The sequence below is a fragment of the Mycobacterium sp. NGS29 genome, assembly GCF_059812965.1.
Genome location: NZ_JCALDR010000003.1, coordinates 19,010 through 32,534, shown reverse-complemented (window position 1 = coordinate 32,534; position 13,525 = coordinate 19,010). Strand labels below are relative to the sequence as shown.

Annotated in this window: 7 protein-coding genes and 2 pseudogenes; 5 read left to right on the top strand and 4 right to left on the bottom strand. The window is 68.1% G+C overall.

All coding sequences use genetic code 11. The annotated features are described in order from the left end of the window. Positions 1-277 precede the first annotated feature (277 nt). Together AC5Y5Z_RS04960 and AC5Y5Z_RS04955 are read right to left on the bottom strand one after the other, a co-directional pair. A pseudogene (locus tag AC5Y5Z_RS04960) lies at positions 278-775 on the bottom strand (ATP-binding cassette domain-containing protein); the annotation flags it as partial. Between the two features lie 126 nt (positions 776-901). Beyond that, a pseudogene (locus AC5Y5Z_RS04955) lies at positions 902-1,690 on the bottom strand (FHA domain-containing protein); the annotation flags it as partial. A 267-nt stretch (positions 1,691-1,957) separates the two neighbouring features. Between AC5Y5Z_RS04955 and AC5Y5Z_RS04950 the strand changes: the two are divergent. From AC5Y5Z_RS04950 to AC5Y5Z_RS04940, 3 genes are read left to right on the top strand one after another with little or no spacing between them, the layout of a single operon-like run. Further along, positions 1,958-3,979, top strand: a complete 2,022-nt coding sequence (locus AC5Y5Z_RS04950; protein WP_499923710.1) for a serine/threonine-protein kinase — start codon at positions 1,958-1,960, stop codon at positions 3,977-3,979. A 48-nt stretch (positions 3,980-4,027) separates the two neighbouring features. Next, positions 4,028-6,184: an excinuclease ABC subunit UvrB gene (gene uvrB, locus AC5Y5Z_RS04945; RefSeq protein WP_463825239.1), complete on the top strand. Its 2,157-nt coding sequence runs from the start codon at positions 4,028-4,030 to the stop codon at positions 6,182-6,184. Beyond that, complete coding sequence (locus AC5Y5Z_RS04940) at positions 6,181-7,602, top strand: MFS transporter (RefSeq protein WP_499923709.1); 1,422 nt, start codon at positions 6,181-6,183, stop codon at positions 7,600-7,602. The genes uvrB and AC5Y5Z_RS04940 overlap by 4 nt, the downstream gene beginning before the upstream one ends. Here AC5Y5Z_RS04940 and AC5Y5Z_RS04935 read toward each other — a convergent pair. Then, on the bottom strand, positions 7,572-9,143 hold the full coding sequence (locus tag AC5Y5Z_RS04935) for a mannosyltransferase (protein ID WP_499923706.1): 1,572 nt from the start codon (positions 9,141-9,143) through the stop codon (positions 7,572-7,574). The genes AC5Y5Z_RS04940 and AC5Y5Z_RS04935 overlap by 31 nt on opposite strands. 190 nt (positions 9,144-9,333) lie before the next feature. Between AC5Y5Z_RS04935 and AC5Y5Z_RS04930 the strand changes: the two genes are divergently transcribed. Beyond that, the gene (locus tag AC5Y5Z_RS04930) at positions 9,334-9,774 is read left to right on the top strand and encodes a universal stress protein (RefSeq protein WP_463825243.1); all 441 of its coding nucleotides are present in this window, start codon (positions 9,334-9,336) and stop codon (positions 9,772-9,774) included. Positions 9,775-9,780: 6 nt separating this feature from the next. Here the strand turns inward: AC5Y5Z_RS04930 and AC5Y5Z_RS04925 are convergent, their stop codons facing one another. Further along, entirely contained in the window at positions 9,781-10,458 is a 678-nt protein-coding gene (locus AC5Y5Z_RS04925) for an MBL fold metallo-hydrolase (protein WP_463825244.1), read from the bottom strand. Positions 10,459-10,594: 136 nt separating this feature from the next. Between AC5Y5Z_RS04925 and uvrA the strand changes: the two genes are divergently transcribed. Further along, positions 10,595-13,504 carry an excinuclease ABC subunit UvrA gene (uvrA, locus tag AC5Y5Z_RS04920; RefSeq protein ID WP_499923703.1) on the top strand — a complete coding sequence of 970 codons (2,910 nt, stop codon included), beginning with the start codon at positions 10,595-10,597 and terminating at the stop codon, positions 13,502-13,504. Positions 13,505-13,525 lie beyond the last annotated feature (21 nt).

Sequence of the window (13,525 nt, the reverse complement as noted above, 5' to 3'; positions counted from 1 at the left end):
GGCGTCGCACGCTGGTGTGCACCGGCGCGCCGAGGTCGGCGGGCTCGGCGTCCCCGACCGGCGGTGTGCGCAGGTTCCTCGCCTCGTGCTGCGCCAGGAAGCGCCGGTTCGCCTCGTCCGGATCCGCACCCACCTGGCTGAAGATCTTGGCCCAGTTGGTGGTACCCATCGCATCGCCGATCTGGTCCGGCGGGCCGCAGTAGGCCGTCTTGCCGCCCGGCGCCACCAGCAGCAACTGGTCGCAGAGATCGAGGTAGGACAACATGTGCGTCACCACGATCACCACGCGGCCGGCATCGGCCAGTTGGCGCAGCATCGTCATGACCTGATGGTCGAGGGCCGGGTCCAGGCCGGAGGTCGGCTCGTCGAGGATCAGCAGCGAGGGCCCGGTGAGCAGTTCGAGTGCCACCGAGGCCCGTTTGCGCTGCCCGCCGGACAGCTTGTCCACCCGGGTGTCGGCGTGCTTGGTCAGGTCCAGCTCCTTGAGCACCTGCGTGACCACGCGGGCGCGGTCGGCTTTGCTGGTATCGGGTGGCAGGCGCAGTTCCGCGGCGTATCCGAGTGCCTGGTTGATGGTCAGCTGGCGGTGCACCACGTCGTCCTGCGGAACGATGCCGATCCTGCTGCGCAACGACGCGTACTCGGCGTGGATGTCGTGGCCTTCGAAACTGACCGATCCGGTCGTCGGCCGCGCGTAGCCCGCGATCAGCCGGGCCAGGGTGCTCTTGCCGGCGCCCGAACCGCCGATCACCGCGGTCAGGGTGCCGGGCCGGGCGGTCAGCGAGATGCCGTCCAGCAACTGTTTGCCGTTGTCGACGGTGTAGTTGACCTTGCGTACTTCCAAACCGCGGGTGCGACGGGCAGTTTCGGTCTGCGGCACGAGGGTGTCGTCGCCGAATACCAGGTCGACGTTGCCGATCGTGACCACGTCACCCTCGGACAGGATCGCCGAACCCACCCGGGTGCCGTTGACGAACGTCCCGTTGATGCTGCGATCCTGGATTTCGGTGCCCAGCGGAGTCTGTCGCAGGGTCGCGTGCTGACGGGAGGCCAGCACGTCGGAGACGACGATGTCGTTGTCGTTGGCGCGACCGATCGACAACGCGCCCGTCGTCTTCGGCGCTGCCGAGGGGCCGCCGGCCCGCGGCGCGAGAATTTTCACCATCCGGGTCGCCAGGCTGGCGACGTCGGCCGATTTCACGTCGACGACGGTGTTCTCCGCCGGCGCCGGCTTGATGGTGACCGAGGTGACCGGCTCCGGCGGCAGCGGCCGGCGCTCGGGACGCCTCGGACCACGCGGGGCGGGCACCTGATGCACCCGTCCCCGGGGGGCCGGCGGGCGTGGGGGACCGGTGGGCGGCCGGGTCGGCGGCGTCGCCGTCCATGCCAGGGTGGGCGGCCCGCCGTCGGGTATCGACCGCGGTTTCGCGATGGGCCCTCGGGTGGCCGGCCCATGCCGCTGCCCGATCTCGAAGGTCAGCCGCGGTCCGGCCGGGTTGCCGACATGGATGCTCTGCCCGTCGTGAATGTCGACAACAGGCATCCGGTAGCCGTTGACGTAGGTCCCGTTCAGCGAGCCGTTGTCGATGGCCACCCAGCGGCCCTGGTCGAACCGCAGGATCAGGTGTGCGCGGGAGATGCGGGGGTCCGGAATGCGCAGGTCGGCGTGCAGGTCTCTGCCGATGATCACCTCATACCCGGGGGCGAACGAGAGCTGAGCACTGTCATGCCGGATGGTCAGCGCGGGCGCAGGCGGGGCGGATCGAGTCACCACAACAGTATTGGCACGGTTCCTGAGTGTGCTCTGTGTGACGCAGCTGTGCAGCAGCTATGTGTTGATTTTAGTGCACTCATAGCTGTTACACAGCCCGCAGCGGCCCGGTGGCTGGCTAATTCGGGCATCATCTGACGGGAGGGGAACGGTGATGGTTCGTGCCGGAAAGGAGGAAACGTACAGATGGCCGAGCGAGATGGCCCCACCCGGCGGCTTCCCGGCCGGCATCTGTTGCGAAATCCGCACCTGGCGGGATTCCGTGCCGGGTTGCAGTCTCTGCCGTCGACGACCGTCGCCCATTTCCGTCGTCAGGTGCCGCCGCCGGTCGGGGCGGATCTCGTTGCGGACGAAAGCAATTCACCACACGAGTTGTCCCGCGGCGCCTCGTTCGCCGGGTACACGATTCTGCGTCGGCTGGGCGCCGGCGGAATGGCTGAGGTGTACCTGGCTCTGCATCCGCGCTTGCCGCGCTGTGACGTGATCAAAGTTCTCGCTGAAGCGATTACGGCGGACAGCGAGTTTCGCGAGCGGTTCAACCGCGAGGCGGATCTGGCCGCGACACTGTGGCATCCGCACATCGTCGGTGTGCACGATCGCGGCGAATTCCGTGGCCGGCTGTGGATTTCGATGGACTACGTCGACGGCACCGATGCGTCCCGGCTGGTGAGAGAGACCCATCCTGACGGGATGCCGGCCGATGAAGTGTGTGAAATCCTCAGCGCCGTCGCGGGCGCGTTGGACTATGCGCACGATCGCGGACTGTTGCACCGTGACGTCAAACCGGCCAACATCCTGCTCACCCATCCCGAGCATGGCGAACGGCGAATCCTGTTGGCGGACTTCGGTGTTGCCCGTCACCTCGGTGACATCAGTGGCATCACCCAGACCAACGTCGCGGTCGGCACCGTCGCCTATGCGGCGCCCGAACAGCTGACGGGTGCCAAAATCGACGGACGGGCGGACCAATATGCCCTGGCCGCCACCGCTTTTCACCTGCTGACCGGTGTGCCTCCGTACCGGCACCCCAATGCGGTTGCGGTGATCAGTCAGCACCTGCACGACGAGCCGCCCCGCCTCAGCGACTACCGTCCGGACCTGCCGCACCTGGACGAGGTGTTCGTCCGGGCACTGGCCAAAGACCCGGACGCGCGGTTCGAGCGGTGCCGGACATTCGCCGCGGCGTTTGGCTCCCAGCTCGCCGGGCCAGCCCTCGACGTCGAGACCGATCCGCCTGCCGTCCCCGAGAAGTCCGGTGCGATCAGAGCAGCCGCGCGCAGATTGTCGGCCAGAACCCGGGTCGCGGCCGCGCTGGTGGGTGCGGTGCTGATCGCGGTGGCCGCAACCTGGTCCCTGCTGTACTCGTTCCAGCCCGACAGCTCCCCGCCGCCCATCCCGGCGCTGGCGGCCCGGCCCGGCGTGCCCGACGCGGCACCCGCCCCGGTGACCGCCGCGGGCGCTCGCGTCCTGGACGGCACCTACCGGCTGGACTACAACCGCTCCAAGAAAACGTCCAACGGCCTCGGTATCCGCCACGACGGCGCGACCACCGACTGGTGGGCTTTTCATTCGACGTGTACGGCCAACGGTTGCGCGGCCACCGGCATCCAACTGGACAAGACCAATCACGAGGTGGCCGGCACCGCCGACGCCGCGCAGACCGATGTGCTGCGTTTCGTCGCCGGCTACTGGCAGGGCGCACCCCAGCAGGAGCAGGTCGCGTGCCGGCAGCAGAACGGCGTGGCCGGCACCCAGCAGGAGACCGTCGCGTGGTCGTTGGCGCCGCAATCGGACGGGACGCTGCGCGGCGTGGAGACGGAGACCGTCCTGACCAACGAGTGCGGCGCCCAGGGCGCGGTGCTGCGGGTACCCGTGGTGGCCACCCGGGACGGTGCCGTGCCTGCGGGTTTGACGTGGGCCGATCCCGCGCAGGTGCTCAGCGCTCCGACCCGGGCAGGCCGGCCGTCGCCGCCGGTACTGGGCGGGGCGTGCGCCGACGTCGACAGGCTGGGCTACGACCAGACCAGCAACGAACAGGTGGTATGCGAGGGCGGGAGTTGGAGCAAGGCGCCCATCACCACCGGTGTCCATGCCGCCGGCAGCTCATGCGACCGGCCGGACATTCCGGTGTTCGCGATGTCGGCCTCCAATGACGGCTATCTGATCGAATGCAACCCGGTGACCCGGATCTGGGCCCGGCACAGCTGACCTCGCGAGCCGGACGACTTGTCGGAGTCTCCGACTACCCTGGCGGCCATGGCTTTCGCCACCGAACACCCAGTAGTCGCCCACTCGGAATACCGCGCCGTCGACGAGGTCGTCCGTACCGGTGCCCGCTTCGAAGTGGTCAGCCCGCACCAGCCGGCGGGTGACCAGCCGGCGGCCATCGAGGAGCTGGAACGCCGGATCAGAGCGGGGGAGCACGACGTGGTGCTGCTCGGCGCCACCGGCACCGGCAAATCGGCCACCACCGCGTGGCTGATCGAGCGGCTGCAGCGACCCACCCTGGTGATGGCGCCGAACAAGACGCTGGCCGCCCAGCTGGCCAACGAACTGCGAGAGATGTTGCCGCACAACGCCGTCGAGTACTTCGTCTCGTACTACGACTACTACCAGCCGGAGGCGTACATCGCGCAGACCGACACCTACATCGAGAAGGACAGCTCCATCAACGACGACGTGGAGCGGTTGCGGCACTCCGCCACGTCGTCGCTGCTGTCCCGGCGGGACGTGGTGGTGGTCGCCTCGGTGTCCTGCATCTACGGCCTGGGCACACCGCAGTCTTACCTGGACCGCTCGGTGGAACTGCAGGTCGGCAACGAGGTGCCGCGGGACGGGTTGCTGCGCCTGCTGGTCGACGTGCAGTACACCCGCAACGACCTGTCGTTCACCCGCGGCTCCTTCCGGGTCCGGGGTGACACCGTCGAAATCATCCCGTCCTACGAGGAGCTGGCGGTCCGCATCGAGTTCTTCGGCGACGAGATCGAGGCGCTGTACTACCTGCATCCGCTGACCGGGGATGTGGTGCGCCAGGTCGACTCGCTGCGCATCTTCCCGGCCACCCACTATGTGGCGGGTCCGGAGCGGATGGCGGTCGCGATCTCCACCATCGAACAGGAGTTGGCCGCGCGACTGTCCGAGCTGGAAGGCCAGGGCAAGCTGCTGGAGGCGCAGCGATTGCGGATGCGCACCAACTACGACATCGAGATGATGCGTCAGGTCGGATTCTGCTCGGGCATCGAGAACTATTCGCGCCACATCGACGGCCGGCCCGCGGGTTCCGCCCCGGCGACCCTGCTGGATTACTTCCCGGAGGATTTCCTGCTGGTCATCGACGAGTCGCACGTCACCGTGCCGCAGATCGGCGGCATGTACGAAGGGGACATGTCCCGCAAGCGCAATCTGGTCGAATATGGCTTCCGGCTGCCGTCCGCGGTCGACAACCGCCCCTTGACCTGGGAGGAGTTCGCCGACCGGATCGGGCAGACGGTCTACCTGTCGGCCACCCCGGGCCCCTACGAACTCAGCCAGACCGGTGGCGAGTTCGTCGAACAGGTGATCCGCCCGACCGGGCTGGTCGACCCGAAGGTTGTGGTCAAACCCACCAAGGGGCAGATCGACGACCTGATCGGAGAGATCCGCAAACGCACCGACGCCGACGAACGGGTGCTGGTGACGACCCTGACGAAGAAGATGGCCGAGGACCTCACCGACTACCTGCTGGAGATGGGCATCCGGGTGCGCTATCTGCATTCCGAGGTCGACACCCTGCGCCGCGTCGAGTTGCTGCGGCAACTGCGGCTGGGTGAGTACGACGTGCTGGTCGGTATCAACCTGTTGCGGGAGGGCCTGGACCTGCCGGAAGTGTCGCTGGTGGCGATCCTGGACGCCGACAAGGAGGGCTTCCTGCGCTCGACCCGCAGCCTGATCCAGACCATCGGGCGTGCCGCCCGCAACGTGTCCGGCGAGGTGCACATGTACGCCGACAAGATCACCGACTCGATGAAAGAGGCCATCGACGAAACCGAACGGCGCCGGGCCAAGCAGGTCGCCTACAACGAGGCCCACGGCATCGACCCGCAACCGTTGCGCAAGAAGATCGCCGACATCCTCGACCAGGTGTACCGCGAAGCCGACGACACCGACGTCGGGATCGGCGGCTCCGGTCGCAACGCGTCCCGGGGCCGACGCGCGCCGGGTGAGCCGGGCCGCGCGGTCAGCGCAGGGGTGTTCGAGGGGCGGGACACCTCGTCGATGCCGCGAGCCGAGCTCGCCGACCTGATCAAGGACCTCACCGCGCAGATGATGGCAGCCGCGCGCGATCTGCAGTTCGAGCTGGCGGCCCGGTTCCGCGACGAGATCGCCGACCTCAAGAAAGAACTGCGCGGGATGGACGCCGCCGGCCTGAAGTGACCGAGCCGACGAGCGGGACGGGGACCTGGCGCGAGCTGCTCACCCGGCACCTGGGCACCTCCACGGTGTTGGCGGGCGGCGTCGCGATGTACGCCACCAACGAGTTCCTGACCGTGAGCCTGCTGCCGAGCGCTATCGCCGAGATCGGCGGCGCCCGGTTGTACGCCTGGGTGGTCACGTTGTACCTGGTCGGATCCGTGGTGGCTGCGACCACCGTCAATGCGTTACTGCGGCGCTTCGGTGCGCGGCTGTCGTTTCTGGCGGGTCTGGCGGTGTTCGGGGTGGCCAGTGTGGTGTGCGCCGCCGCCCCGAGCATGCAGGTGCTGATCGCGGGTCGCACCCTGCAGGGTGTCGCCGGTGGCACGCTGGCGGGATTGGGCTACGCCCTGATCAACGCCACGCTGCCGCGCACGCTGTGGACGCGTGGTTCTGCGCTGGTGTCGGCGATGTGGGGGGTGGCGACGATCATCGGGCCGGCGATGGGCGGATTGTTCGCGCAATTCGGGTTGTGGCGGTGGGCCTTCGGAGCGATGGCGATACTGACGGCGTTGATGGCCGCGCTGGTGCCGGTAGCGCTGTCGGGCCGCAGCGGCACCGACGGCGAGAACACCAAGCTCGAGGTGCCGGTGTGGTCGCTGCTGGTGATCGGGACCGCCGCGCTGGCGGTGAGCCTCGCCCAGCTACCGCGCGACGGCGTTGCAATCGCCGGCCTGCTGGCGCTCGGGATATTGCTGGTCGTGGTGTTCGTGGCCGTCGATCGGCGTAGCCGTGCAGCGGTGCTGCCGCCCAGCGTGTTCGGCGCTGGGCCGTTGCGGTGGGTCTACCTGACCATGGGCGTGCTGATGATGGCGGTGCTGATCGACACCTACGTGCCGTTGTTCGGTCAGCGATTGGGGCACCTGAGTCCGGTGCTGGCCGGCTTCCTGGGTGCTTCGTTGGCGGTCGGCTGGACGGTGAGTGAGATCGTCAGCGCGTCGCTGCGCAGTCCCCGACTCATCGGGCGGGTCGTGCTGGTCGCGCCACTGCTGATGGGCGCCGGACTGGCGATCGGCGCCGTCACTCAGCGGGCCGATGCGTCGCGCGGGCTGGTGGGGTGGTGGGCGCTCGGGCTGCTGATCGCTGGCACCGGCATCGGGATGGCCTGGCCGCATCTGTCGGTGCGCGCCATGGATTCCGTCGACGACCCAGCCGAAAGCGGCGCGGCCGCGGCCGCGATCAACACCGTGCAGTTGATCGCCGGGGCTTTCGGTGCCGGACTGGCCGGCGTCGTCGTCAATACCGCCCCGGGCGGTGACGCGTTGCAGGCCCGCTGGCTGTACGCGGTTTTCACCGTGCTGGCCGCAGCGGGCTTCATCGCCTCCTACCAGGCGACCCGCCCCGACCGACGTCAGCGGGTCGACTTGACCACCTGCGAATAGTGGAACTGCCAACGTTCGACGATGCGGAAACCCAGATAGCCCGGAAACTGGTAGACCGGAGCCCGGCCGAACGCCTTACCGGGTGAAAGCGACTGTCCCACTTCATGATCAGGGAACGAACTGTCGTGATTGGTGATCGTCCACAGGGTGGTGCACTTGTTGATCTTGGCGGTGGTCAGCCAGACGGCGACGTGACCGTCCCACAGCGAGCCGACCTTGGGCCCGTACACGCCGCGCTCGACGTCGATCAGCGACCGGTAGGCGGCCGGCCGGGTGGCCAGTAGCGCCCGGATCGGTCCGGGGCGCCACGGCACGGTGTTGTCGACCAGCAGACAGTCGCCCGGTGCCGCGTGCGTGCTGATGACATCGGCGACCTGGCTGTAGTCCCAGCCCTCTTTGGCGTACGGCCCGCGCTGGGTGAACAGATAATTCGGGACGGCCGCGGCGGCCATCACCAGCACCAGGGCGACCACCTGCCACGGCTTACGGGCGATCGCCACGATGCATACCGCGAGAACGACAGCGGCGGCGGGCGCGGTGAAGATCAGGTAGCGCGGGAAGTAGACCGGCTCACCCACGGCCGAATAAATCAGCACCGCGGCCGTCGGAATCACCACCCACAGCACGCTGATCAGCAGTAACCGGCCGGTGCCGGTGTCGGCCCGCGCCTTCCCGAGGAGCCGCAGGACACCTGCGACCAGCACCAGGGTGCCGGCCAGGATGGCGAACGGGACGCTGTAGTCGAAGTACTGCCGGTGCACCACGTCCAGGAACAGGTTCCGGTGCAGGCCACCGATCCAGCCGATCTGAAACATCTGCTTGTGGGCGAACAAGATGAACGGCGTCATCGCCCCGAGCGCGGCGACTGACGCCACCGCCAGCCAGAGGGCGGGCCACTTGCGTTGCGTGCGCGGCGCGATCAGCGGCAGCATCGCGGCGTAGACCAGCACCATCAGCCCGGTGTTGATGCTGAACAGGATCGCCACCATCAGCAGCAGTGCGTAACCGACCCACAGGCGCGCCCGGTTGCGTCGCACCGCGGCGACCAGCAGCACGGTCAGCCAGGCGGCCACCGCCACCACCAGCGCTGAGGACCGGGCCTCCATGCCGGCCCAGGTCACCCGCGGCAGGATGGCGAATACGGTGCCCGCACACAGCGCCGTCGTCCGTCCGGAGAACATCTTGGCGAACACCACCACGCCGGCGGCGGCGGCGCCCACCGCCAGCGCGCTGGGCAGTCGCGACCAGAACTCCGTCGGCGGGAAGAGGGTGAACCAGCCGTGCATCAACAGGTAGTACAGGCCGTGGACGGCGTCGATGTGGCCCAGCAACTTCCACAACTCGGGCAGGGTGCGACTCGCCGCAGCCGAGATGGTCGCCCCCTCGTCGAACCACAGTGACGGCCGGGCGGCCCCGGCGGCGCTGATGGCGGCCGCGACCGCAGCCATCGCCCACGGGTCGAGGCGCCCGCCCCGCACGCGGACGGACGGCGCCGGTTCGGCGTCGTCAGCCAGCGGATTCTCGACGATGGTCGCAGACATGGTGATGTTCAACTTTATGTGCCCAGCCGCGCACCGGCTCGCATGCCCGACTGTTGCGGATCTGCCGATAGTGACCGGCGCGGCTTCCGGGGCCCCACCGTGAGGGCTGCCACGCCGCGAATCTCTCCCAACTATGTCCAGCAACGCGATACTGTCTTGGGTTGGCGGAAACCGACACCTGGGAGGGTAAATGAGCGCCTATCAAACCGTGGTCGTAGGGACCGACGGCTCGGATTCGTCGCTGCGCGCGGTAGAAAGGGCGGCCCGGATCGCCGGAGAGGACGCCAAGCTGATCATCGCCTCGGCCTATCTGCCCCAGAACGACGACGCGCGCGCGGTCGACGCGCTCAAGGGCGAGAGCTACAAAGTGACCGGTACCGCCCCGATCTACGAGATCCTGCACACCGCCAAGGAGCGGGCGCACATCGCGGGCGCGAAGAACGTCGACGAGCGCGCGATCGAGGGCGCCCCGGTCGACGCCCTCGTGCAACTCGCCGAGTCGGAGAAGGCAGATCTGCTGGTGGTCGGCAACGTCGGCCTGAGCACTATTGCGGGGCGGTTGCTGGGGTCGGTGCCGGCCAACGTCTCCCGCAAGGCCAAGGTCGACGTCCTGATCGTGCACACCACGTAGCGTTGGCTACCAGCCGCGTTCGCGCCATTCGGCCAGGTGCGGGCGCTCGGCACCCAGCACCGTGTCGTCGCCGTGGCCGGGGTAGATGACGGTGTCATCGGCGTAGACGTCGAACACCCGGGTGGAGACGTCGTCGAGCAACCGCTCGAAGTCGCCTTCCTGCCAGGTCTTGCCGACGCCGCCCGGGAACAGGCAGTCTCCGGTGAACAGCTGGGTGACCCCGCCCGTCGCGGGCCCGCCGAGCGCCAGCGCCACCGATCCCGGTGTGTGCCCGCGCAAGTGGATGACATCGAACGTCAATTCGCCGATCTGCACGGTGTCGCCGTTGGCCAGCAAACGATCGGGCTTGATCGGTAGCGGCTCGGCGTCGATCTCGTGTGCGGCGGTCGGGGCGCCGGTGGCTTCGGCGACCGCTTCCAGCGCCTGCCAGTGGTCGAAGTGCTGGTGGCTGGTGACGATCAGCGACACCGTGGGCGCGTAGCGTCGGATCAGGTCGATGAGTACGTCGGCGTCGTTGGCGGCGTCGATCAACAATGTTTCTCCGGTTGCGGAACAGGTCACCAGGTAGGCGTTGTTGTCCATAGGGCCAACCGAGGCCTTCAGGATCGTCGCGCCGGGCAGCGAGCGCCGGGCCGCGGTGCCCGGTTCCACGTGTCCGGTGTAGTCGTCGTTCGGGGCTGTCATACCCGGTCACGCTACTTGGCGGCAGCAGGGGCGTTACCTGGCAGGGGCTTGTCGGGGGCGACACCTAGCATGGAATACGGCCTGCGCCATGGCCAGCCCGTCATGGCCGGGCAGCACAGAATTTGAAAGGGGCAGCGTGGCCGACCGCCTCATTGTCAAGGGCGCGCGTGAGCACAACCTGCGCAGCGTCGACCTCGACCTACCCCGGGACGCGCTGATCGTCTTCACCGGGTTGTCCGGGTCGGGGAAGTCCTCTCTGGCGTTCGACACGATCTTCGCCGAAGGGCAGCGCCGCTACGTCGAGTCGCTGTCGGCCTATGCCCGCCAGTTCCTGGGTCAGATGGACAAACCGGACGTCGACTTCATCGAGGGCTTGTCGCCGGCGGTGTCCATCGACCAGAAATCGACGAACCGCAACCCGCGGTCCACCGTCGGCACCATCACCGAGGTGTACGACTACCTGCGACTGCTGTACGCCCGCGCGGGCACGCCGCATTGCCCGATCTGCGGCGAGCGCATCGCACGCCAGACGCCGCAGCAGATCGTCGACCAGGTGCTGGCCATGGAGGAGGGCATCCGCTTCCTGGTGCTGGCCCCCGTGGTCCGCACCCGCAAAGGCGAGTTCGCGGACCTGTTCGACAAGCTCAACGCGCAGGGCTACAGCCGCGTGCGGGTGGACGGGGTGGTGCACCCGCTGACCGAGCCGCCCAAGCTGAAGAAGCAGGAAAAACACGACATCGAGGTCGTGGTGGACCGGCTGACCGTCAAGGCCGCCGCCAAGCAGCGACTGACCGACTCGGTGGAGACCGCGCTGGGCCTGGCCGACGGAATCGTCGTACTGGAATTCCCCGACGACCGCGACGAGCACGACCGGCCGCGCGAGCAGCGGTTTTCGGAGAAGCTCGCCTGCCCCAACGCGCACGCCCTGGCTGTGGACGACCTCGAACCCCGCTCGTTCTCGTTCAACTCGCCCTACGGCGCCTGTCCGGAATGCGTCGGTCTGGGCATCCGCAAAGAGGTCGACCCCGACCTCGTGGTGCCGGACCCGGAACTCACCCTGGCGCAGGGCGCGGTGGCGCCGTGGTCGACCGGGCACACCGCGGAGTACTTCGTCCGGATGATGGCGGGCCTGGGTGACGCGCTGGGCTTCGACGTCAACACCCCGTGGCGCAAGCTGCCGGCCAAGGCGCGCAAGGCGATCCTGGACGGTGCCGATGAGCAGGTGCACGTGCGCTACCGCAACCGCTACGGCCGCACCCGGTCCTACTACGCGGAGTTCGAGGGCGTGCTGGCGTTCCTGCAGCGCAAGATGGCCCAGACCGAGTCCGAACAGATGAAGGAACGCTACGAGGGCTTCATGCGGGACATCCCGTGCCCAGTCTGTGAGGGCACCCGGCTCAAGCCGGAGATCCTGGCAGTGTCCCTGACGGCGGGAAATCTCGGCCCGAAGTCCATCGCCGAGGTGTGCGAGTTGTCCATCGCCGACTGCTCGGACTTCCTCAACGCCCTCACCCTGGGCACCCGGGAACAGGCGATCGCCGGTCAGGTGCTCAAGGAGATCCAGTCGCGGCTGGGCTTCCTCCTCGACGTCGGGCTGGAATACCTGTCACTGTCGCGGGCGGCGGCCACCCTGTCCGGCGGTGAGGCGCAACGCATCCGGCTGGCCACCCAGATCGGCTCCGGGCTGGTGGGTGTGCTGTATGTGCTGGACGAGCCGTCCATCGGGTTGCACCAGCGAGACAACCGGCGGCTCATCGAAACCCTCACCCGGCTGCGGGATCTGGGCAACACCCTGATCGTCGTCGAGCACGACGAGGACACCATCGAACACGCCGACTGGATCGTCGACATCGGCCCCGGCGCCGGCGAGCACGGCGGGCACATCGTGCACAGCGGGCCGTATGACGAGTTGCTGCGCAACACACGATCGATCACCGGCGCCTACCTGTCCGGCCGGGAGAGCATCCAGATGCCCGCGCTGCGGCGGCCTGTCGACCCCAAGCGCCGCCTCACCGTCGTCGGCGCCCGCGAGCACAATCTGCGCGGCATCGACGTCGCGTTCCCGCTGGGCGTCCTGACGTCGGTGACGGGAGTGTCGGGCTCGGGCAAGTCCACGCTGGTCAACGACATCCTGGCCGCGGTGCTCGCCAACCGGCTCAACGGCGCCCGCCAGGTGCCGGGCCGGCACACCCGGGTCACCGGTCTGGATCATCTGGACAAACTGGTGCGGGTCGACCAGTCGCCGATCGGGCGCACCCCGCGCTCCAACCCGGCCACCTACACCGGAGTGTTCGACAAGATCCGCACCCTGTTCGCCGCCACCACCGAGGCCAAGGTGCGCGGCTATCAGCCGGGCCGGTTCTCGTTCAACGTCAAGGGCGGCCGGTGTGAGGCGTGCACGGGTGACGGCACCATCAAGATCGAGATGAACTTCCTGCCCGACGTGTACGTGCCGTGCGAGGTCTGCCAGGGCGCCCGCTACAACCGGGAGACCCTCGAGGTGCACTACAAGGGCAAGACCATCTCCGAGGTGCTGGACATGTCGATTGAGGAGGCGGCGGAGTTCTTCGAGCCGATCTCCGGCATCCACCGCTACCTGCGCACCCTGGTCGACGTCGGGCTGGGCTACGTGCGGCTCGGTCAGCCCGCGCCCACCCTGTCCGGTGGCGAGGCGCAGCGCGTGAAACTGGCCTCCGAACTGCAGAAGCGTTCCACCGGGCGCACCATCTACGTGCTCGACGAGCCGACCACCGGCCTGCACTTCGACGACATCCGCAAGCTGCTCACCGTGATCAGCGGCCTGGTCGACAAGGGCAATACGGTGATCGTCATCGAACACAACCTGGACGTGATCAAGACCTCGGACTGGATCGTCGACATGGGCCCGGAAGGTGGCGCCGGCGGCGGAACCGTTGTCGCGCAAGGCACTCCGGAGGACATCGCAGCCGTGCCGGAAAGCTATACCGGCAAGTTCCTCGCCGAGTTACTCGGCGCGGCGCCCGTGGCCAGCCGGCGCAGCACCAAGCGCCGCAAGGTCAGCGCGTAGGCGGCACCAGCGCCGCCAGGT

Coding starts and splice junctions, on each gene's coding strand:
- AC5Y5Z_RS04950 (WP_499923710.1), top strand. CDS start 1,958: ATGGCCGAGCGAGATGGCCCCACCCGGCGGCTTCCCGGCCGGCATCTG.
- uvrB (WP_463825239.1), top strand. CDS start 4,028: ATGGCTTTCGCCACCGAACACCCAGTAGTCGCCCACTCGGAATACCGC.
- AC5Y5Z_RS04935 (WP_499923706.1), bottom strand. CDS start 9,143: ATGTCTGCGACCATCGTCGAGAATCCGCTGGCTGACGACGCCGAACCG.
- AC5Y5Z_RS04930 (WP_463825243.1), top strand. CDS start 9,334: ATGAGCGCCTATCAAACCGTGGTCGTAGGGACCGACGGCTCGGATTCG.
- AC5Y5Z_RS04925 (WP_463825244.1), bottom strand. CDS start 10,458: ATGACAGCCCCGAACGACGACTACACCGGACACGTGGAACCGGGCACC.